The following is a 20115-nucleotide window of genomic DNA, read 5'->3' as shown; positions in this document are numbered from 1 at the left end:
CCGTCTCGTTCGCATAACGAATCGACATGCGAGCTCTGTTCCCTGCATCTGCATAACCAGGTCTCAACTCAATGATGGCGATACAGGTCGACCGGATGTGCCCGCCCAAGATCGGCGCTATCGAAGCGCGCCCCTTGTGCGGAGCTGCCGAAGTTCGAGCCGCCGTACGACGATGCCGCCACGCTGGCGTTCGCGCTCTTATCCGCGCTGTTATCCGCACCGTTTGCCTGCCGGTTCGCCGCTTCCTGCGCCATCTTTTGAGCGGCCTTGTTCGCGACGTAGACCGCCGACGGATTCCAGCCGGGCTCCGGATAGTGCACCTTGCTCAGCGGAAACGTCCCATTCTGTTCAGCCGCGATCAGGTCGGCGCGGACCTGTGCGCGCGTCAACGGCGCGTTGTCCGCCGCATGGCCGACAAGCGGAAGGACAACGAATGAAGCAACGATCAGAGCCTTGTTCAAGCGTTTCATCGCAAATCCCCTTCGGTTTGGTGTGTACCGTCTGCGACGGCATGGGTTGAACTTTAGGGGGACACCCGTTTGGCGTGAATGGCGCGTCGGCTCATGAAACTGCTCGATCGGCTCACGGGCCATCGGCCCGATGCGAGCGCGTCCGGCGCTTCGATTCCGGCTCGATGGCCTGAAACGGGCGCTCGGACCCTTATGCAGCGGACCTATGGCCAACGACGACGTGCAACGTGCAGCTATGCCGCGGATGCATGGCCTGCTGTGCTTTGCGCATCACATTCTTTTCAACCGTGTTTAACACGCTGTCATGACGCACGCTCCGCGTGAACTTTGACTTTCAATCGCGCAAGACTCTGGTGCGCCTGTTTACTTTTGACTTTGTTGCGTGCAACGTGCTGCGTTGAAGCGCGTGCCGATTCCGGCTTCCGTATTCGCCCTTGCGCTGTTGCCCGCCGCGGCTTTTGATGCCGGCCGCACGTCGCGCGCCCCACGCGTCTCGCAGATCGGGAGCGGGGCATCGAAATTGCTGTTCCGGTTTCCGTCTACTACCGCCCGGCCATCGCCTCGCGTGGCGTGCTCGCCGTTCAAGGCAACACGCGCCCGACGCTTGCGAGTTTGCAATGGCCTTTCCTGGAGCAAGCAGAACACCATGTTCAAGGATCACGCTCTCGACCACGAGAATGCGCACGACGACACTGCCGGCACCGCCGGCGCGGCTCCCGCCCAACCGTCGCGCCGCCGCTTCCTGCAATCGGCGGCGGCCGCCGCGACCGTCGGCGCCGCCCCGCATCTGCATGCGCAGTCGCAGCCCGCGCAACCGGGCGCTGCGACGGCACCGCCGCCCGCGCCCGTTGCCGCGCGGCCGGTGAAGCTCGATATCAACGGCCGCGAATACACGCTGCAACTCGAACCGCGCGTGACGCTGCTCGACGCGCTGCGCGAATACGCGGGCCTGATGGGCACGAAGAAAGGCTGCGATCGCGGGCAATGCGGCGCGTGCACGGTGCTCGCCGACGGTCGCCGCATCAATGCATGCCTGACGCTTGCGGTCATGCATGAAGGGGAAAAGATCACGACCGTGGAAGGCCTCGCGCAAAACGGCGCGCTGAGCCCGCTGCAGCGCGCGTTCATCGAGCACGATGCATTTCAATGCGGTTACTGCACGCCGGGCCAGTTGTGTTCGGCGACCGCGATGCTCGACGAATTCGGCGCAGGCACGGCGAGCACCGTCACCGCGGACGTGCGGCGCCGCCCGACGCAACTGACCGACGATGAAATCCGCGAGCGCATGAGCGGCAACCTCTGCCGCTGCGGCGCCTACGCGAATATCGTCGCAGCCGTGCGCGCGGCGAATGCCGGCGGCACGACCACCGGCAGCGCCGGCCACGACGGCCGCGCCGATACCATCGGCCTCGTCCCGGCTCACATTCCCACTCACGCGTAACGGAGCGCGCATGGACCCGATTTCCTATGAACGCGCCGCCGACGTGAACGGCGCATTACGCTCCGCACAGGAGCCAGGCTCGATGTATATCGGCGGCGGCACCAACCTGCTCGACCTGATGAAAGGCGGTGTGTCGCGGCCGATGCGGCTGATCGACATCACGCGCATCGGCGGCCTCGACACGGTCGCGACACTGCCCGACGGCGGGCTGCGCCTCGGCGCGCTGGTGCGCAACGCGGACGCGGCGAATCATGCGCTCGTGCGCGAACGCTACCCGTTGCTTTCGCAAGCCTTTCTCGCAGGCGCATCGCCGCAACTGCGCAATATGGCCACCGTCGGCGGCAATCTGATGCAACGCACGCGCTGCCCGTACTTCTACGACACCGCCTTCGCGCAATGCAACAAGCGCCTGCCCGGCAGCGGCTGCGCCGCGCTCGAAGGCCTGAACCGCACGCACGCGATTCTCGGCGCGAGTCCGCAATGCATCGCGGTCAATCCGTCGGATATGAGCGTCGCGCTCGCGGCCCTCGACGCGGTCGTACGCGTGCGCGGCCCGAGCGGCGAACGCGCGGTGCCGATCGGCGAATTTCACCGTCTGCCCGGCGCTCGCCCGGACCTCGATACGACGCTGCAAACGGGCGAGCTGATCCTCGCGGTCGATCTGCCGCCACCGCTCTTCGGCGACCACGCGCATTACCTGAAGGTGCGCGACCGCGCGAGCTACGCGTTCGCGCTCGTCTCGGTCGCAGCCGCGCTGCAGATGGACGGCAACACAGTGAAAGACGCGCGCATCGCGCTCGGCGGCGTCGCACACAAGCCGTGGCGCGCGAGCGCCGCTGAACAGGCGCTGAACGGCCATCCGCTGACCGATGCGAGGTTGCGCGAGGCGGCCTCCGCGGCGCTCGCCGACGCGCGCGCGCAGCGCGACAACGCGTTCAAGATCGAACTCGCGCAGCGCGCCATCGTGCGCGCCGTCAAGCAGGCCGCCGACCCGGCCTCTACCCTGGCTGCCGATGACGCGGGAGGTCTCGCATGAACATGATCGGCTACCCGCTCGACCGCACCGACGGCGTGCTCAAGGTGACCGGCGGCGCCCGCTATGCGGCCGAGTTTCCCGAAGCACGGCTCGCGCACGCGGTGCTCGTCACGAGCACGATTGCGAACGGCACGATCGCGTCGATCGACACGACCCGCGCCGAGACGCTGCCGGGCGTGCTGCTCGTGATGACGTACCAGAACGCGCCGCGCCTGCCGCAGAATGGCACGGCAGGCTTCGCGCCGCCCGCGGGCCGGCGCCTTTCGCTGTTGCAGGACAACCAGGTGCACTACAGCAACGAACCGGTCGCGGTCGTCGTCGCGGATACGCTCGAGCATGCGACCGACGCTGCGCATCAGCTGCGTATCGCGTATCGAAGCCAGCCGGCCGCGCTCGACTTCACGCAGGCGAAAGCGCGCATGCATGCGCCCGACAATCCGCAGGGACGGCAAACCGATACGAAGCGCGGCGATGTCGACGCCGGCCTGCGCGAAGGCACGGTGCGCGTCGACGCGATCTACACGACGCCGATGGAAACGCACAATCCGATGGAGCCGCACGCGACGATGGCCGTGTGGGACGGCCCGCATCTGACGCTCTACGATTCGACACAAGGCGTGACCGGCGCGAAGGTCGCGGTCGCAAAAGCGCTGGGCATGCCGGTCGACAACGTGCGCGTGATCTCGCCGTTCATCGGCGGCGGATTCGGCTGCAAGGGCTCGTCGTGGTCGCATGTCACGCTGTGCGCGATGGCCGCGAAGCAGACGGGCCGCCCCGTGCGGCTCGCGCTCGAGCGGCCGCAGATGTTCGGGCCGGTCGGTGCGCGGCCGCGCACCGAGCAGCATTTCGTGCTCGCCGCGAAACCCGACGGCACGCTGACCGCGATGCGCCACGACAGCATCTCGGTCACCTCGGTGTTCGAAGACTGGACCGAGACCAGCTGCATGGTCACGCGAATGTCTTACGCGGTACCGAATCAGGTCACGACGCACCGGCTCGTGCAACTGAACGTCGGCACGCCGACTTTCATGCGCGCGCCGGGCGAGACGACGGGCTCGTTCGCGCTCGAGTCGGCAATGGACGAACTCGCGGTCGCGCTGCACATGGACCCGCTCGAGTTGCGTCTGAAAAACTACGCGGAACTCGACCCGCAGGAAGGCAAACCGTGGTCGAGCAAAGCGCTGCGCACATGCTACGAGATCGGCGCGCAACGTTTCGGCTGGTCGCGCCGCAGCGGCGCGCCGCGCTCGATGCGCTCCGGCAACACGCTGATCGGCATGGGCATGGCGACCGCGACGTATCCGGCGAACCGCAGCGAGGCGGCAGCGCTCGCGCGCATCCTGCCGGACGGCACGGCATTCGTCGCATCGGGCACGCAGGACATCGGCACCGGCACCTACACGGTGATGACGCAGGTCGCCGCCGATGCGTTGGGCTTCGAGACGCAAAACATCCGCTTCGCGCTCGGCGACTCGACGCTGCCGAACGCGCCGGGTTCGGGCGGCTCGCGCTCGGCCGCAAGCGTATCGCCCGCCGTGCGCGACGCGTCGACGCAAGTGCGCAACAAACTGATCGCGCTCGCGCTGGCCGATAGAGCTTCGCCGGTGTTCGGCACCGACGTCGCGGACGTCACCGTCGAAAAAGGTTGGGTCGTCAGCCGCAAGGATCCGTCCAAACGCGATCCGGCCGCGGCCGTGCTCGCGCGCGCCGGCGGCCAGCCGATCGAGGCGACCGCCAGCGCGAAAGCGGGCGACGAGCGGCAACGCTATTCGTTGCATTCGTTCGGCGCGGTGTTTGCGCAAGTGCACGTCGACGCGGACCTCGGCACGATACGCGTGGCGCGCGTCACGGCGGTCTACGACATCGGCCGCGTGCTCAACGAAAAGACCGCGCGCAGCCAGCTGATGGGCGGCATCGTCTGGGGCATCGGTGCGGCGCTCGAGGAAGAAAGCACGCTCGACCCGCGCGTCGGCCGCATCACGAATGCGAATCTGGCCGAATACCACGTGCCGGTCAATGCGGACGTCAACGCACTCGATGTCGTCATGCTCGACGAGCCCGATCCGCACATCAACTCGCTCGGCGTCAGGGGCATCGGCGAGATCGGCATTACCGGCGTGCCGGCCGCGATCGCGAACGCGGTCTATCACGCGAGCGGCGTGCGCGTACGCGATCTGCCGATCACGCTCGACAAGGTGATGCCCGGCACGCAGCGGCATTTCGTCTAGCGCGAGCGCCGGTGCTGAGCCGTTATGCGACTTGCGTGGCACCCCGGTTGCGCCGCACAATCGGGCTCATTCCCTTCTTCCGGTGCCGCCCATGGCTTATGCGTCGCTCGCGACCGGTGTGCTGCTCGCCGCCGGTTATGGATCGCGCTTCGATCCGGACGGCCTCCACAACAAGCTGCTTGCGCGTCTGCCCGACGGCACGCCGGTCGCGCATGAAGCCGCGCACCGGCTGCTGCTTGTCGTGCCGCGCGTGATCGCGGTCGTGCGGCCCGGCTCCGACCCGCTCGCGCGCGTGCTCAACGACGCCGGCTGCGACGTCGTGTTTTCGAAGGACGCCGAACGCGGCATGGGCGCAAGTCTCGCCGCCGGCGTCGCGGCCAGCGACGACGCCGAAAGCTGGATCGTCGCGCTGGCCGATATGCCGCGCATCGCGGTCGCCACGATCGAAGCGGTCGCGCGCACGCTCGATAGCGGCGCATCGATCGTGGCGCCGTATTACCGCGGGCAGCGCGGCCATCCGGCCGGCTTCGGTCCCGCACATCGCGACGCGCTGCTCGCGCTCGACGGCGACACGGGCGCCCGCGCCCTGTTCGCGCTGCACGCGGTGACGCGGCTCGATCTCGACGATGCGGGCGTGCTGACCGATGTCGACACGCCGGACGATCTGCGTAAGCTAAGCCGCGACTGAACCGCTACCGCGCCGCTATCAGCCCGCTACAAACGCCACAAAACCGGCAATCCGCGCCGTCGGCGCCCGGTGACCGGGAACGGCGGCGCGCCCGTGTTCATCTCCGCCCGTATTTATCTCTGCCTCCACAGGCACAACGCTTGCGCTCTTTGCAGGCGAACCGGCAATTGTCGGCCAATAAAACCCGCAGCAGCGCGCCGGTTTTGCATCTAAGCTGGTGAGGAGCCGCGGCCGCCTGGCGCCACGATGGCCGCCCGCCCACCACCCCGGCAGGTCCGTCCACTCACAAACCATGAGCGAAACCAATCCGCGTCTCTTTGTCGTATCCCCGCATTTCGACGACGCCGTGTTCAGTTGCGGCGCGTTGCTCGCCACCTCTCCCGATGCCGCGGTCTGCACCGTGTTCGCCGCGCCGCCCGAGCATGACATGTGTACCGAATGGGATACGAAAGCCGGCTTCGCCGGCGCGTACGAATCCGTCCATGCGCGCACGATCGAAGACGACAACGCGCTCGCGGTGCTCGACGCAATACCGGTGCGGCTGCCGTTTCGCGACGCGCAGTATCTCGATTCGCCGTCGATCGGCAAGCTCGCCGCCGCGCTCGAAGAAACCATTTACGGCTCGACCGCGAACACGCTGCTGATGCCGCTCGGGCTTTTTCATGCCGATCACCGGCTCGTGTTCGACGCATGCTGCGAAATCCTGCCGCGGCTCTCGCATCTGACGTGGTTCGCGTACGAGGAAGCGATCTACCGGCCGATGCCGGGCCAGGTTCAGCAGCGTCTTGTCGACCTCGCGAAGCGCGGCATCGTCGCAACGCCCGCGCATCCGGCGGCCGACCACACGCTCGACTGCGAGCGCCGGGCGTTGATAAAGCGCGAAGCGATCAGCGCGTACACGAGCCAGCTACGCGCGTTCGGTCCCGAAGGTTACGCCGACGTGTTTGCAGGCGAACGTTACTGGCGGCTCGATACCGCGCGGCGCTCGGCCGGCGAGCATCGCATGGGCAGATGAAGGCCGCGCGTCGAGGCTTGCGAATTGACGCCGGGCGGGACGCCGGGGCGCCGGTGCGCCGTGGGCGCGGCGCACGACGCAGGCCGCACGTTCGATCGAGCAAAGCCCGAGCAGGTTCGACCCTGATCGCCTACGCTATCTGTTGCAGGAAAGCGCATCGGGCATCGATCAGCAATCCGGCCACGTTGCTCCCCGCATCTGGCTAACCGATACAAGGCAAGCACGAGGTAACGCCATGATTTGCCGCATGCACACCACTCCGATTCCCGAACCGCTCGCGGACCCGACGCGCGACCCGGAGGGCGATCCGCTCACGCCGCCGTCGCCCGGCCATCACAACGACGAACCGCAGCGCCCCGAAGGGCCTCCCGACAAGGACCCCGTGTAGAGCCACGGACGCGTGCCTGGGCTGGAGGCGAGGCGACTTGTCGGGCCGCCTCGCGGCTGATTGCGGTTCATTGCGCTCATTGCGGCGTAGTGTGCGGCTCACCGCCGCTCAACGCGCGCGGCGCACCATCGGGATCATCGGCGGACAGGTGCTCACGCGCAGCATCGTCTGCACTTCGAAACCGTGCCGCTCGTAGAACGGCACATTGCGCTCGTTGGACGACCACAGGTACGCGGGCAAATGCGCCGCATCGCATTGGGCGAGGCGAGCCTGCAACAGCAACGCACCGCGCCCGCGGTGCTGCCCGATCGGGTCGACGCCGAGCGCCGACAGATACCAGAAAGGCCCTTGCGGCTCGTAGCGTTCGAGTTCCGCGATTACGCCGCCGAGCGCCTCGAGCTTCTCCGGCGCGCACCCCTGCTGCAGAATCGCGGCAATCGCGCCGTCGTCGTGATGGACGCCCGGCGGCCGCCAGCAGGCGACCGCAAGGCCGTCGTCAGTGCGCTGCAAAGCGGCCGCAGCGAACGCGTTCGCGACCAGCACGCGAAACAGTTGCGTCGCATAGGTCATCATGCGCAGCGGCGTGTCGAAAATCCATCGCACGACAGGGTCTTCGACATTCGCGAGCACGAGCGCCGCGGTGGCCGCGTCGAGATCGTCGGGTGCGTCGATCGTCTCGACGCGAAAAGAGTCTGAAAGCATAGGCGTCCAATCCGCAGGCTGGTTTCGTCGATTACCGTTATTGCAGTCATTGCCGGTCGCACGGCCATCTGCCGCGTTCGCTGCGTGCCGGCAACCAGAAGCGTCGCCCGGCAATGCATTTCCGGCAGGCCCCGACAGGTAGACAGGTATACTCCGGCTTTAAAATCCGCGCGTTCGACATGCTTGCCCTCAAGCTCACGCTGGTTCCGTCTTTCCTGCTGATCGTCTCGATGTCGGGCAAATGGTGGGGACCGGCGGTCGCCGGATGGCTCGCCGGATTGCCGGTCGTAGCGGGCCCAATTCTCTACCTGCTCGTGCTGCAGCACGGTTCTTCGTTCGGTGCGCATGCGGCCACGCTGTCGCTGGCGGCGATTCTCGCATCGGAAGCGTTCAATTTCGGCTACGCGTGGACGTGCGGCGTTGCGCACTGGCGCGTCGCGCTCGCCGCCGGACTCGCCGCGTGGTTCGCCTGTGCGAACGCGCTTGCGCTGCTGCCCATTTCGTCCGGCGCGCTCGCATGGTCCGCATCGACTGCATGGGCGCTCGGCGCAGCTGCGCTCGGTGTCGGTTTCGGCAATGCGTTTTTGCCAAGGAGCCGCGCGATCGCCAACGGCGCGCCGCTCACGCGCATCGACCTCGCGGGCCGGATGCTCGCAGGCATCGCGCTCACGTTGATCGTCACCGCGCTATCGGGGCGGCTCGGCGCGAGCTGGAGCGGCGTGCTGGCCGTGTTTCCGCTGATGGGCGTCGTGCTGTCCGTGTCGTCGCACCGCGCGCACGGTCCGGCGTTCGTGATCGCGCTGCTGCGCGGCATGGTTGCCGGCCGCTTCTCGTTCGGTGCGTTCTGCCTCGTTCTGTCGTTCGCGTTGACGCGCGAGCCCGCCCTCGCGGCATTCGCGCAAGCGGCCGCACTGGCCATCTGCGTCCAGGCGCTGACGAAGCGGCTTGCGCAATCGCGCGCAAGCGCTTCACCCGCGTCGAACGCCACGCGCCGGAACGGCATCAGAACTGATAGTTGAGCGAGATATCGCAGACGCCGTTGGTTTTCGTCTGGATGATCGGGCTGTTCGCGGCGCTGCCGAGCAGCCGCTTGAGCGCGCCGTCGGCCGTCACGAACCAGTGCTTGTTGACGAACCAGATCATCGTGATGCCGAACCCCGCCGATTTGAGGCCCGCGCTCGCATCGTACCGGCGCAAGCCCGACGCGGCCGATTGCGCGGCATTCACGCCGAACCAGCTGTTCATATAGGTCGAATCGGCAAACGTCACCGACGGGCCGGCGAACCAGAAGAACGACTCCGAACTGCCCGGCATCGGCATATACGCGCCGAGATCCATGACCCAGCCGTTCGACCCGCCGAGGCTGCGCGTGATCGCCGTGCGGAACGTCAACGGAAATTCCTTCGAGATCACATACTCGCCCGCGAGCTTGATCTCGGGCGCCGGGTTGATATTGCCAAGACCATTCAGATGCTGCGGATCGTCGTGGGCGCGCCGTCCGAGGTCATACACCATGGCGACGCTCGTGCGCCAGTTCTGGCCCTGCAGCACATTGACGCCGAGGCCCTCTCCGGTCGAAAGGAACGCGAGATCCTTGTAGCGGATATCGAGGCTCGGGCCCGCGAGGATGTGATAGCGCGACGAGCCGTCGTAACGCGGCTCGAACGTCATGCCGGCACCGACGCGGGTTTCCCACGTCGGCAGCTTCGGCTCGTACAGTTTCTCGAGCGGGATGCCGGCCGAATATTGCCATTCGCCGAGCGGCGACGGCGTTTGCGCATAGGCACCCGGTGCCGCCAATGCCGCGGCGGCGGTCGCCGTCGCCCAGAATGCGGCCTTGCCCACGCCCGCACCGCGCCTGTTTTTCTCGCGCCGGCTCTTTCCGCGCATATTCGTCAAGCCAACCACCCGGCCGGTCCTTTTTGTTGACGCCACAACGCCTCCCATCTTCTGGTTAGTCGAGTCCCGGCCGTTCTCGCCACGCGTCGCCGTTCTGCTGCGAACGGCGACGGCGGTCCTGCGCGTGGCTGGCCGGGTCTGGGTGAGCGAGCATGCCAGCGTGCTTTCGTACCGCTTGCCGCGCGGCCGATTGCTACACACTGCGCAAAATCTACTGCGTAAATTCGCAGCCATGCATGCGATAGCAAACAGTGTTCCACGGTCCGGCGCGCGCAACTTTCCTCTTTTCGCGCGTGGCAGGCACCGACGAGGCGCGATTTACCGCAAGGCAGGCGTTGCGTTCCAGGCCGCGCGGTGCAAGCCGCGCCATGTCACGCGCTCGCTCGGCGTGTGCTCCCCTCATTGCGGCCTCATTCAGCGCCGCTACCCTGCAATCGTCAATGAAGCGCGGGGCAAGCGCCCGACCGGGTGGCACCGATGCGCAACAAGGGGAAAAAATGAAACGGTCACTGGTTATCGCCGGCACCTCGACACTGATCTGCGCGTTCGCGCTCTCCGGCTGCGCGTCGCCCGCCGGTTCGCCCGGCATCTACGGCGCAGCGCAGACGCAACGCGAAGAAACGATCCGCATGGGCACCGTCGAAAATGTGCGCAACGTGACGATCGACGCGAACAACGGCCAGCCCGGCGTGCTTGGCGCACTCGGCGGCGGTCTGCTCGGGGGTGTGGCGGGCAGCGCGATCGGCCGCGGACACGGCTCGCTGCTGATGGGCGTACTCGGCGGCGTCGCGGGTGCGGTGGCCGGCAGCGAGGTGCAGCACAAACTCGCGCAGCAGCACGGTCAGGAAATCACCGTGCGCCTCGACGACGGCACGTGGCGCGCGATCACGCAAAACACCGACGACGGGGTCTTCCGTCCCGGCGAACGCGTGCGCCTGCTGTCGAGCGACGGCATCACGCGCGTCACGTATTGACTGCGCAGTAACGCATCGGAACGTCGGCTATCGCATCGTTGCGATAGCCGATAACGGCGCGGCGCCGCTCAACCGAGCTGGAAGACCGACACCGCCTTGCGCAGCGATTGCGCCTGCGCATCCAGCGCGGCAGCGGCCGCCGCAGCCTCTTCGACGAGCGCCGCGTTCTGCTGCGACACCTGATCCATCTGCGTCACCGCGCGATTGACCTGCTCGATGCCGTCGCGCTGTTCTTCGGAAGCGGCGGCGATTTCGTCCATGATCGCGGTTACGTGCGCGATCGACTGGCGCAATTCTTCCATCGTTTCGCCCGCGGTGCCGACGAGGCGCGCGCCGGCATTGACGCGCTCGACCGAGTCGCCGATCAGTTCCTTGATTTCCTTGGCTGCCGCCGACGAACGCTGTGCGAGGCTGCGCACCTCGCCCGCGACGACGGCGAAGCCGCGGCCCTCTTCGCCCGCGCGCGCCGCTTCGACCGCCGCATTCAGCGCGAGGATATTGGTCTGAAACGCGATGCCTTCGATCACGCCCGTGATGTCGGCGATCTTCTGCGAGCTGCGATCGATGCTGCCCATCGTCTCGACGACATCGCCGACCACCGTCGCACCGCGTCCCGCGATAACGTTTGCCTTGCCGGCCAGATCCTGAGCCTGCCGGGCGTTGTCGGCATTCTGTTTGACCGTCGCCGTCAGTTGCTCCATGCTCGCCGCCGTTTCTTCGAGCGAAGCGGCCTGCTCTTCGGTGCGCTGCGACAGGTCGCCGTTGCCGGCCGCGATCTGGCGCGTCGCGGTGGAGATCGATTCGGAGCTATGCGTGACCTGGCGAACCGTATCGGCAAGGCCGCCTTGCATCGTCTTCAAGCCTTCGACGAGCTTGCCCATCTCGTCTTGCGAACGCACGTCGAGACGGCCCGTCAGATCGCCGCTCGCGATGCGTCGCAACTGTTCGAGCACCGTGGCGAGCGGCCGCGAAATCGAACGGTTCAGGCCGTTCGCGCACAGCACACAGGCGCCCATGCCGATCAGGATCAGCACGATGCCGATCGTGCGCAGCATGCGGAACCGGCTCTGCGCATCATCGAACGCGCGCTTGCCGCGCTCGAGCTTCCATTGCTGCAGCGCGTCCCACGACTTCGCGAGCGGCACCGTGTACTTGATGATGACGTTCATCGCGATATCGTCGGCCGTCTTGCCGTCGCCTTTCCTCATCGCATCCATCAGCGGCAGCAGCGCATTCTGGACGATCGCATTGCGCGCCGCGTTGGCCGCGTCGGCCAGACCCTGCTCTTCGGTTTCGTGCGGCAGCGCGTTGTAGTCCTTCCACGCCTCGTCCGAAATCGCGAGGTAGCTCGCGGCCTTGTCGATGAGCTTCGGCGCATCGGGCGCTTCGGGATGCAACAGCGCGCGATCGAGCGTCGTGCGCGTGATCGTCAGATTCAGGTTCGATTTGGCCAGCGCGATCGACGAAGCAAGCTGGTTCGAGTATGCGTAGTCGAGATCGCCGCTCAGATCCTGCATGCCGAATTGCGCGAGCAGTCCGAGTGCGACGATCAGAACGCCGAGTATTGCGGTGGTGGCCCAAAGCCGGGCGGAGATCGAGAGGCGTGCGAACATGATTGACCAGATGAGTTGTTTTTGGACGAACCGGGCGGCGATCGAACGATCGAAAAAACGGCCCGGTCTATCGCTGATTACAACGGCACTGGCACGCCGAACTTGAGGCTTTCAGCGGAAAAATACGTTGCGCCGAAGCGTATCGATAAGGTTTGTGACCGGTCTGTGAAAGTCCGGTCACATCGCTGCTGGTTGCTGCCATTCATGCGCTTGTTTCATCTGCGCCTGTTTCATCTGCGCTGCATTCGTTGCGCACTCAACGGCCTTGCGCCGTCACCGAGTCGAAACCCACCGTTTGCGGCGAACCGTCGTCGTTATCGGGATCGATGCGACCGTCGAGCACGGCCGTCGCCGTCGCGCGATCGAGCGCACCCTCCCAGCGCGCGACGGCAAGCGTTGCCACGCCGTTGCCGATCAGATTCGTCACCGCGCGCGCTTCGTTCAGGAAACGATCGACACCGAGCAGCAGCACGAGGCCCGTTACCGGAATCTGATGCATCGATGCGAGCGTCGCGGCGAGCGCGACAAAACCGGCGCCCGCCACGCCGGCCGACCCCTTCGACGTGAACAGCAGCACGCCGAGTACGATCAGCTGGTCTTCGAGCGTGAGATGGATATTCATCGCCTGCGCGACAAAGATCGCCGCCATCGTCAGATAGATCGACGTGCCGTCCGCGTTGAACGTGTACCCGGTCGGCAGCACCATGCCGACCACCGACTTGCGGCAACCGAGCTGTTCCATCTTCACGAGCATCTGCGGCAGCACCGCTTCGGTCGAAGCCGTGCCGAACGTGATCAGGATTTCATCCTTGATATAGCGCAGGAACTTCCACAGCGACAGCCCGCACATGCGCATGACCACGCCGAGAATCACGACGACGAACACGACCGACGTCAGATATACGCACAGCATCAGCTCGCCGAACTGCTTGAGCGTGCCGATGCCGTATTTGCCGACCGTGAACGCGATACCGCCGAATGCGCCGATCGGCGCGACGTACATCACGATGCGCACCACGCCGAACATGCCGTGCAGGAACGTGTCGAGCATGTCGACGAACGGATCGGCGCGCCGCCCCATCTTCGCGAGCGCGATCGCAAACAGGACCGAGAAGAAAATGATCTGCAGCATGTCGCCGTTCGCGAACGAGCCGACCACCGTCGACGGCACGATGCCCGTCAGAAATGCGATCGCGCCGTGCTCTTTCGCCGCGTGCGTGTACGACGCGATCGCCGCGCCGTCGATATGCGACGGGTCGACGTTCATGCCGACGCCCGGCTTCATCAGGTTCACCACGACAAGACCGATCGCCAGCGCGAAAGTCGAGACGATTTCAAAGTAGAGCAACGCCTTGACGCCGACGCGACCTGCTTCGTGGATATCGTTCATGCGCGCGATGCCGACCACCACCGACGCGAAGATGATCGGTGCGAGCAGCATCCGGATCAGCTTGATGAACAGATCGCCGAGCGGCTTCATCTGCGCGCCGACATCGGGATTGAAATGCCCGAGCAGAATGCCGATCGCAATACCGATCAACACCTGCACGTAGAGCTTCGAAAGGGTTTGCCTGATTCTCATCTTCGGTCTCCTTCTCACTTTCTGCTTCGGCTGGCATGCCGGCAGCCCGAAAAAGCGGCCAGCGTACCGATGGAACATGACAATGGGGAGTTCGCGCCCATCGTGTTTCCGCTTGTCCCCGCGCGATCCCCGTTGTTACGACGAAGCCGCTTGCCCGCTGCACTCCCGATGCAGACGGACAAACGGCCTTTATCGAGCTGCGCGATTACGCGAGCAGCGTTTGCATCTGCTGATACAGATCGCTCTTGCCTTCGAAACCGATACCCGGCAGATCGGGCATCGTGATGTAACCGTTATCGACCTTCACGCCATCGGGGAAGCCGCCGAACGGCTGGAACAGATCCGGATACGACTCGTTGCCGCCGAGGCCGAGACCGGCCGCGATGTTGAGCGACATCTGGTGGCCGCCATGCGGAATGCAGCGCTTACGCGACCAGCCGTGCTCGTGCAGCATGTCGAGCGTGCGCAGATATTCGACGAGGCCGTACGACAGCGCGCAGTCGAATTGCAGCCAGTCGCGATCCGAACGCATGCCGCCGTAGCGGATCAGGTTGCGCGCGTCCTGCATCGAGAACAGATCTTCGCCGGTCGCCATCGGCTTGTCGTAGTAGTTGCGCAGCGTCGCCTGCAGTTCGAAGTCGAGCGGATCGCCCGGCTCTTCGTACCAGAACAGGTCGTATTGCGACAGCGCCTTTGCATAGCGGATTGCCGTATCGAGATCGAAGCGGCCGTTCGCGTCGACGGCGAGCTTTTGGCCGTCCTGCAGCACCGAGAGGATCGAATCGATACGGCGCAGATCTTCGTCGAGCGAGCCGCCACCGATCTTCTTCTTGACGACCGTATAGCCGCGGTCGATATAGCTGCGCATCTCGTCCTTCAGCTTCTCGTGATCCTGGCCCGGGTAGTAGTAGCCGCCTGCCGCGTAGACGAACACCTTGCGGTCCGGCACGCCGTTGCCGTAACGGTCCGCGAGCAGCTGGAACAGCGGCTTGCCTTCGATCTTCGCGACCGCATCCCAGATCGCCATGTCGATCGTGCCGATCGCGACCGAGCGCTCGCCATGGCCGCCCGGCTTTTCATTCGTGAACATCGTCGCCCAGATCTTGTGCGGATCGAGGTTCGTGCCCTTGTCGTCGACGAGCGACGCGGGGTCGGCGGCCATGATGCGCGGAATGAAGCGCTCGCGCATCAGCGTGCCCTGACCGTAGCGGCCGTTCGAGTTGAAACCGAAACCGACCACCGGCTTGCCGTCGCGGATCACATCGGTAATCACGGCGACGCAGCTCAGTGTCATTTTGCTGAAGTCGATATAGGCATTGCGAATCGACGAACTAATAGGAAATGTCTTTTCGCGAATCTCGACGATCTTCATTCGGGAGTCTCCAGAAATCCTGCACGCTGCCGGTGCATACGACGTTTGAAAGACGAAAGATTACGTCTGGCGACGCGCGTTAGAATTCAGCAATATTCAATTGATAATTCAGTTTCAGTGAAAACCGACATCAACTCCGACCTCGAGTTTTTCGTCCTGCTGGCGCGCCACGAGAGCCTCTCGGCGGCGGCCCGCGCGCTCGATCTGACGCCGCCCGCGGCGACGCGGCGCCTCGCCCAGATGGAGGAAAAACTCGGCGTGCGGCTCGTAAACCGCACGACGCGCACGGTGAGCCTGACGGCGGAAGGCGAGATCTACCTGCAGCACGCGGCGCGCATCCTCGCGCAGGTGCAGGAAATGGAGGACGCCGTGTCGAGCCACGGCGCCGCGCCGCGCGGCCTGCTGCGCGTGAACGCGTCGCTCGGCTTTGGGCGCACGACCATTGCGCCGGTCGTATCGAAGTTTGCGAAGGCGTATCCCGATGTCGAAGTGCAATTCGAGGTGACCGACCGGCCAATCGATCTGATTGAAAACGCCTTCGATCTGGCCATCCGCTTCGGCGAGTTGCCCGATCAGCGCCTCAATGCGCGGCGCATCATGTCGAACCGGCGCTTTCTATGCGCGTCGCCGGCCTATCTGGAACGCAACGGCACGCCGCAGAAAGTGGCCGATCTCGCGCATCACCGCTGCATCGTGCACCGTCAGAACGACGACGCTTACGGTATCTGGCGCTTCGTGCGCGAGCAGCACAGCGAAGCGGTCAAGGTGCACGGGATGCTGTCGAGCAACGACGGCGACATCGTGCTCGGCTGGGCGCTCGACGGTCACGGCATCCTGATCCGCTCGGAGTGGGATCTCGAGAAATACGTGAAAAGCGGCCGGCTGCGTGTCGTGCTGCCCGATTTCGTGCTGCCGGACGCCGATCTTTTCGTGTACTACCCGAGCCGCCAGAACCAGGCGGCGCGCGTGCGCGCATTCATCGACTTCCTCGTGGAACAGTTCGAGCCGCCGGCGCGAAAAGGTCGTTAGCGGCACGCCCGGATTGGCAAACGTAATGGAAAAAGGCCCGACGCTCGACGCTGCATATCGCCCGGAGCCGATCCATGCGCGTGCCGCAACTGTCATTTTCGCGAGCATGACGCGACCAAGCGATATATCGGGGAATAACTAGCGGAAAACGGTGTTTGCCCGATGAAAGGAACCTGTTGATCGCGCAGGCGCCGCGTTGTGCTGACGTGGCCGCGCATCGGCAGGAAGAGCGCCGCCGGTATGCGGCGCGCGCATCGCTTGCCGAGGTTGCCGAAGATGATTCCGTTTCTGATCGCATGGCTGGGGGGCGTGCTGACGATCGTCAGCCCCTGCATCCTGCCGGTTCTGCCGTTCGTGTTCGCACGCACGGGCAAGCCGTTTCTGCAAAGCGGGCTGCCGCTGCTCGCCGGCATGGCCGCCACCTTCAGCGCGGTCGGCGCGCTGGCCGCGGTCGGCGGCGGCTGGGCGGTCGCCGCGAACCAGTACGGCCGCATCGCCGCGCTCGTCGTGCTTGCGCTGTTCGGCCTGACACTGCTGCTGCCGAAGCTGTCCGACTCGATGACGCGGCCGCTCGTCGCGCTCGGCGCGCGGCTTTCGGAGACCGCACAAGGCGCCGATAACAAACAGACGATCTCGGAGACGATCTGGGCATCGCTGCTGCTCGGCGTCGCGACGGGCCTGCTGTGGGCGCCGTGCGCGGGCCCGATTCTCGGGCTGATCCTGACCGGCGCCGCGTTGCAAGGCGCGAGCGTGCACACGTCGTTGCTGCTGCTTTCGTATGCGGCCGGCGCAGCGACATCGCTGGCGCTCGCGCTCGTGGTCGGCGGCAAGGTGTTCAGCGGGATGAAGCAATCGCTGCACATCAGCGAGTGGCTCAAGCGCGGGCTCGGCGTGGCCGTGCTCGCGGGTGTCGCGGCGATTGCGGCGCATGCGGACACGGGTTTTCTCACACATCTGTCGCTTGCCGGTACGAATAGCCTCGAGCAGAACGTGCTCGACCGCTTGCATCCGGCGAAAAATGCTCCGCGGGAAGCGATGGCCGCGGCTCTATCGGGCAACGCCGCCGCGGCAGGCGTCGAAAGCTCGCAGGCCATGTCGCGGGCAAGCCAGGCGGCCCAACCGGGCAGTCCCGCACCGCTGCCCGTCGAAGGCACGCTGCCGTCGCTCGACGGCGCCGTGCAATGGCTGAATTCACCGCCGCTCACCGCGGCGCAACTGCGCGGCAAGGTCGTGCTGATCGACTTCTGGACCTACTCGTGCATCAACTGCCTGCGCACGCTGCCGTACGTGCAAGCGTGGGCCGACAAGTACAAGGACGCAGGCCTCGTGGTGATCGGCGTGCATACGCCCGAGTTTGCGTTCGAAAAGGACGTCGGCAACGTGAGCCGCGCGGTGAAGGACCTGAAGGTGAACTTCCCCGTTGCGATCGACGACAACTACAAGATCTGGCGCGCGTTCGACAATCAATACTGGCCTGCCGATTACTTCGTCGACGCGCAAGGCAGGATTCGCGCGCACCACTTCGGCGAAGGCGACTATGCAGGCTCCGAGCAGGTGATCCGTCAACTGCTGACCGAAGCGGGCGCGCACAACCTGCCGGGCGGCATGGTGAAGGACACCGGCACGGGCGCAGAAGCCGCGCCCGAGATGGCCGACATCCAGTCGCCGGAGACCTACGTCGGCTACGACCGCGCGACGAACTTCGCGTCGCCGGGCGAACCGGTGCTCGACAAGCCGCACCGTTACACGCTCGGCAATGGCCTCGGCCTGAACGACTGGGCGCTCGACGGCACGTGGACGCTCGGCGCCGAGCATACCGATCTCGATCAGCCGGGCGGCGCGATTGCATTCCGCTTCCATGCACGCGATCTGCATCTCGTGCTCGGACCGACTGCGAACGGACAGCCGGTGCGCTTCCAGGTGATGATCGACGGCAAGGCGCCGGGCTCGAATCACGGCAGCGATACCGACGCGAACGGCAACGGCACGGTCACCACGCAGCGGCTCTATCAGCTGATCCGCCAGAGCGGCACGATTACCGACCACACGTTTGAAATCCGCTTTCTCGACCCGGGCGTGCGCGCATACGCGTTCACGTTCGGTTGATCCCTGCTTCAATCACGGAGACGACCATGAAGAACGAAGTTAGCCAACAACCCTCGCGCAAGGGCGCCACGGCGGCGCAACGATTGCGCCGCCGCCTGCCGTTTGTCGCGCTTTTCGCCGCGCTCGTGGCGGGCGTCGGTTTCACTCAACGGCACGTCATGGCCGACGAGGCACACATGGTGCCACCGCCGGCAGTCGATGAGACGGCAGCGAACGCGCCTGCCTCGGAGACGGTCGTGCTGGCGGGCGGCTGTTTCTGGGGCGTGCAGGGTGTGTTCCAGCACGTCAAGGGCGTGACGAGCGCGACGTCGGGCTATACCGGCGGCGCGCAAGCGGCAGCCGAATACGAGACGGTGAGCACCGGCACGACGGGCCATGCGGAATCGGTGCGCGTGACGTTCGATCCGCATCAGATCAGCTACGGACGCATCCTGCAGATTTACTTTTCTGTTGCGCACGACCCGACCGAGCTGAACCGGCAAGGGCCGGACGTCGGCACGCAGTACCGCTCGACGATCTTCCCGACCACGCCCGAGCAGGCCCGCATCGCGAAGTCGTATATCGCGCAGTTGAGCAACGCGCACGTGTTCGCCGATAAGATCGTGACGACGATCGAGTCGGATCGCACGTTTTATCCGGCTGAGGCGTATCACCAGAACTACCTGACGTTGCACCCGGATCAGCCGTATATCGCGTTCAACGATATTCCGAAGGTCCAGGATCTGAAGAAGCTGTTTCCGACGCAGTATCGGGACAAGCCGGTGCTGGTGAAGGTGGCTTCGGCTTCGTGAGGGATCTTCGAAGTCTTGCTTGAATGACGTGGGCGCTCGTAAGGATGAGCGCCCGTTCGGTGCCCGACGGTCTACGACCAGTTGAGTTGCGCCACGGCTTCGTCGTCAAGATTTCGCGTTCTCGGATCTTCTCCTCGCAGTTCGATCAGCCAATCGCGCCATTGGCCTTCGGAAAGGTAGTGCCGGGTTGCGCCGCGCGCACCCCTGACAAATTCACCCTGCTCCTCGATCGTCAGACTTCGCCAGAATGGCACCCAGATGTGCTCGAGCCAGTATTGTTCTTCCCCCTGCGACAGAGACAGAAACGGACCGTGTTCGTACATCGCGACCCACGGTGGGGCAGGGCTGAACCGCTGCCGCTCAATTGAGCGGATCAGTTCGACATCGTTGGACAGCATCTTCACCGACACACCCCTGAAGCGGGACTCGGTACGAAGCAGCGTAGAGGTTGCCCGCCCATCCGCTTCGCTCCGGAAGCATAACCAGTCGCGCTCCTCACTCGCTGTGCGCACGAGGTTCAGAAAACGCGGGAACTGCGCCGACTCCATGTCGTAGGCTAAGCCGAACGCGTTGATGCCGATGTCACGATTGAAGATGGCGACGGGATAAGAAGGCAACCGCGCGCGTTCCAAATCTGCCGGTCCATCGGCAAAGAGCGCTCGCAGCTGGTGGAACGACTGACCGAATCTTTGTTCAAGCGATTTGATCCTGTCGCGCTCGGCACTCCTTGCCTCTGCTTGCTTCATTTTGCGCGTGATTGAAAACATTGCCTGACGCCTCC

At 65.2% G+C, this 20115-nt stretch carries 18 protein-coding genes; 11 read left to right on the top strand and 7 right to left on the bottom strand.

Translation table 11 applies throughout. From position 1 onward, the window contains the following. Positions 1-68 precede the first annotated feature (68 nt). Positions 69-470, bottom strand: a complete 402-nt coding sequence (locus tag BTO02_RS27540) for a DUF4148 domain-containing protein (RefSeq protein WP_075160272.1) — start codon at positions 468-470, stop codon at positions 69-71. Between the two features lie 646 nt (positions 471-1116). Between BTO02_RS27540 and BTO02_RS27535 the strand changes: the two genes are divergently transcribed. The 6 genes from BTO02_RS27535 to BTO02_RS34880 all read left to right on the top strand — a co-directional run bounded on the left by BTO02_RS27535 (position 1117) and on the right by BTO02_RS34880 (position 7266). Continuing rightward, the gene (locus BTO02_RS27535; RefSeq protein ID WP_083615409.1) at positions 1117-1911 is read left to right on the top strand and encodes a 2Fe-2S iron-sulfur cluster-binding protein; all 795 of its coding nucleotides are present in this window, start codon (positions 1117-1119) and stop codon (positions 1909-1911) included. Positions 1912-1921: 10 nt separating this feature from the next. Then, positions 1922-2947 (top strand): FAD binding domain-containing protein, encoded by a 1026-nt coding sequence (locus tag BTO02_RS27530; RefSeq protein ID WP_075160271.1) that lies wholly within the window; start codon positions 1922-1924, stop codon positions 2945-2947. Then, positions 2944-5175, top strand: coding sequence for a xanthine dehydrogenase family protein molybdopterin-binding subunit (locus BTO02_RS27525; protein WP_075160270.1), 2232 nt, complete (start codon positions 2944-2946; stop codon positions 5173-5175). The genes BTO02_RS27530 and BTO02_RS27525 overlap by 4 nt, the downstream gene beginning before the upstream one ends. Positions 5176-5266: 91 nt before the next feature. After that, positions 5267-5863, top strand: coding sequence for a nucleotidyltransferase family protein (locus BTO02_RS27520; RefSeq protein ID WP_075160269.1), 597 nt, complete (start codon positions 5267-5269; stop codon positions 5861-5863). A gap of 292 nt (positions 5864-6155) precedes the next feature. Continuing rightward, entirely contained in the window at positions 6156-6878 is a 723-nt protein-coding gene (locus tag BTO02_RS27515) for a PIG-L family deacetylase (RefSeq protein ID WP_075160268.1), read from the top strand. A 247-nt stretch (positions 6879-7125) separates the two neighbouring features. Continuing rightward, positions 7126-7266, top strand: coding sequence for a hypothetical protein (locus tag BTO02_RS34880; protein ID WP_198039360.1), 141 nt, complete (start codon positions 7126-7128; stop codon positions 7264-7266). A gap of 108 nt (positions 7267-7374) precedes the next feature. Here BTO02_RS34880 and BTO02_RS27510 read toward each other — a convergent pair whose 3' ends face one another. Continuing rightward, the gene (locus tag BTO02_RS27510) at positions 7375-7968 is read right to left on the bottom strand and encodes a GNAT family N-acetyltransferase (protein WP_075160267.1); all 594 of its coding nucleotides are present in this window, start codon (positions 7966-7968) and stop codon (positions 7375-7377) included. A gap of 179 nt (positions 7969-8147) precedes the next feature. On the opposite strand from BTO02_RS27510, the gene BTO02_RS27505 reads away from it, so the two are divergent. Continuing rightward, positions 8148-8987 carry a hypothetical protein gene (locus BTO02_RS27505; RefSeq protein ID WP_075160266.1) on the top strand — a complete coding sequence of 280 codons (840 nt, stop codon included), beginning with the start codon at positions 8148-8150 and terminating at the stop codon, positions 8985-8987. Here the strand turns inward: BTO02_RS27505 and BTO02_RS27500 are convergent. Further along, positions 8971-9867: a MipA/OmpV family protein gene (locus tag BTO02_RS27500; protein ID WP_442953524.1), complete on the bottom strand. Its 897-nt coding sequence runs from the start codon at positions 9865-9867 to the stop codon at positions 8971-8973. The two genes, BTO02_RS27505 and BTO02_RS27500, sit on opposite strands and share 17 nt — an antisense overlap. A 497-nt stretch (positions 9868-10364) precedes the next feature. On the opposite strand from BTO02_RS27500, the gene BTO02_RS27495 reads away from it, so the two are divergent. Further along, positions 10365-10841, top strand: a complete 477-nt coding sequence (locus tag BTO02_RS27495) for a glycine zipper 2TM domain-containing protein (protein ID WP_075161443.1) — start codon at positions 10365-10367, stop codon at positions 10839-10841. A 68-nt stretch (positions 10842-10909) separates the two neighbouring features. On the opposite strand, the gene BTO02_RS27490 is transcribed toward BTO02_RS27495, so the two are convergent. The 3 genes from BTO02_RS27490 to BTO02_RS27480 all read right to left on the bottom strand — a co-directional run bounded on the left by BTO02_RS27490 (position 10910) and on the right by BTO02_RS27480 (position 15408). Then, on the bottom strand, positions 10910-12454 hold the full coding sequence (locus tag BTO02_RS27490) for a methyl-accepting chemotaxis protein (RefSeq protein ID WP_075160265.1): 1545 nt from the start codon (positions 12452-12454) through the stop codon (positions 10910-10912). A 256-nt stretch (positions 12455-12710) separates the two neighbouring features. Continuing rightward, on the bottom strand, positions 12711-14036 hold the full coding sequence (gene dctA, locus BTO02_RS27485; protein WP_075161442.1) for a C4-dicarboxylate transporter DctA: 1326 nt from the start codon (positions 14034-14036) through the stop codon (positions 12711-12713). A gap of 205 nt (positions 14037-14241) precedes the next feature. Further along, a complete protein-coding gene (locus tag BTO02_RS27480) occupies positions 14242-15408 on the bottom strand; it encodes a mandelate racemase/muconate lactonizing enzyme family protein (protein WP_075160264.1) in 1167 nt (388 codons plus the stop codon). 117 nt (positions 15409-15525) lie between these two features. Between BTO02_RS27480 and BTO02_RS27475 the strand changes: the two genes are divergently transcribed. The 3 genes from BTO02_RS27475 to msrA all read left to right on the top strand — a co-directional run bounded on the left by BTO02_RS27475 (position 15526) and on the right by msrA (position 19334). Beyond that, entirely contained in the window at positions 15526-16437 is a 912-nt protein-coding gene (locus BTO02_RS27475; RefSeq protein ID WP_075160263.1) for a LysR family transcriptional regulator, read from the top strand. Positions 16438-16713: 276 nt separating this feature from the next. Next, entirely contained in the window at positions 16714-18543 is a 1830-nt protein-coding gene (locus BTO02_RS27470) for a cytochrome c biogenesis protein DipZ (RefSeq protein WP_075161441.1), read from the top strand. 26 nt (positions 18544-18569) lie between these two features. Next, the gene (msrA, locus tag BTO02_RS27465) at positions 18570-19334 is read left to right on the top strand and encodes a peptide-methionine (S)-S-oxide reductase MsrA (RefSeq protein ID WP_083615408.1); all 765 of its coding nucleotides are present in this window, start codon (positions 18570-18572) and stop codon (positions 19332-19334) included. A gap of 71 nt (positions 19335-19405) precedes the next feature. Here the strand turns inward: msrA and BTO02_RS27460 are convergent, their stop codons facing one another. Further along, entirely contained in the window at positions 19406-20101 is a 696-nt protein-coding gene (locus tag BTO02_RS27460; RefSeq protein WP_075160262.1) for a hypothetical protein, read from the bottom strand. Positions 20102-20115: the final 14 nt, after the last annotated feature.

The organism is Paraburkholderia sp. SOS3 (genome assembly GCF_001922345.1).
Classification (GTDB): domain Bacteria; phylum Pseudomonadota; class Gammaproteobacteria; order Burkholderiales; family Burkholderiaceae; genus Paraburkholderia.
This window is presented reverse-complemented; position numbering and strand designations above follow the sequence as displayed.

What these genes read in the sequence shown, in the direction of transcription:
- msrA (WP_083615408.1), top strand. Translation starts at nt 18,570, where the DNA reads ATGAAGAACGAAGTTAGCCAACAACCCTCGCGCAAGGGCGCCACGGCG.
- BTO02_RS27490 (WP_075160265.1), bottom strand. Translation starts at nt 12,454, where the DNA reads ATGTTCGCACGCCTCTCGATCTCCGCCCGGCTTTGGGCCACCACCGCA.
- BTO02_RS27505 (WP_075160266.1), top strand. Translation starts at nt 8,148, where the DNA reads ATGCTTGCCCTCAAGCTCACGCTGGTTCCGTCTTTCCTGCTGATCGTC.
- dctA (WP_075161442.1), bottom strand. Translation starts at nt 14,036, where the DNA reads ATGAGAATCAGGCAAACCCTTTCGAAGCTCTACGTGCAGGTGTTGATC.
- BTO02_RS27520 (WP_075160269.1), top strand. Translation starts at nt 5,267, where the DNA reads ATGGCTTATGCGTCGCTCGCGACCGGTGTGCTGCTCGCCGCCGGTTAT.
- BTO02_RS34880 (WP_198039360.1), top strand. Translation starts at nt 7,126, where the DNA reads ATGCACACCACTCCGATTCCCGAACCGCTCGCGGACCCGACGCGCGAC.
- BTO02_RS27510 (WP_075160267.1), bottom strand. Translation starts at nt 7,968, where the DNA reads ATGCTTTCAGACTCTTTTCGCGTCGAGACGATCGACGCACCCGACGAT.
- BTO02_RS27530 (WP_075160271.1), top strand. Translation starts at nt 1,922, where the DNA reads ATGGACCCGATTTCCTATGAACGCGCCGCCGACGTGAACGGCGCATTA.
- BTO02_RS27480 (WP_075160264.1), bottom strand. Translation starts at nt 15,408, where the DNA reads ATGAAGATCGTCGAGATTCGCGAAAAGACATTTCCTATTAGTTCGTCG.
- BTO02_RS27470 (WP_075161441.1), top strand. Translation starts at nt 16,714, where the DNA reads ATGATTCCGTTTCTGATCGCATGGCTGGGGGGCGTGCTGACGATCGTC.
- BTO02_RS27515 (WP_075160268.1), top strand. Translation starts at nt 6,156, where the DNA reads ATGAGCGAAACCAATCCGCGTCTCTTTGTCGTATCCCCGCATTTCGAC.
- BTO02_RS27525 (WP_075160270.1), top strand. Translation starts at nt 2,944, where the DNA reads ATGAACATGATCGGCTACCCGCTCGACCGCACCGACGGCGTGCTCAAG.
- BTO02_RS27540 (WP_075160272.1), bottom strand. Translation starts at nt 470, where the DNA reads ATGAAACGCTTGAACAAGGCTCTGATCGTTGCTTCATTCGTTGTCCTT.
- BTO02_RS27460 (WP_075160262.1), bottom strand. Translation starts at nt 20,101, where the DNA reads ATGTTTTCAATCACGCGCAAAATGAAGCAAGCAGAGGCAAGGAGTGCC.
- BTO02_RS27535 (WP_083615409.1), top strand. Translation starts at nt 1,117, where the DNA reads ATGTTCAAGGATCACGCTCTCGACCACGAGAATGCGCACGACGACACT.
- BTO02_RS27495 (WP_075161443.1), top strand. Translation starts at nt 10,365, where the DNA reads ATGAAACGGTCACTGGTTATCGCCGGCACCTCGACACTGATCTGCGCG.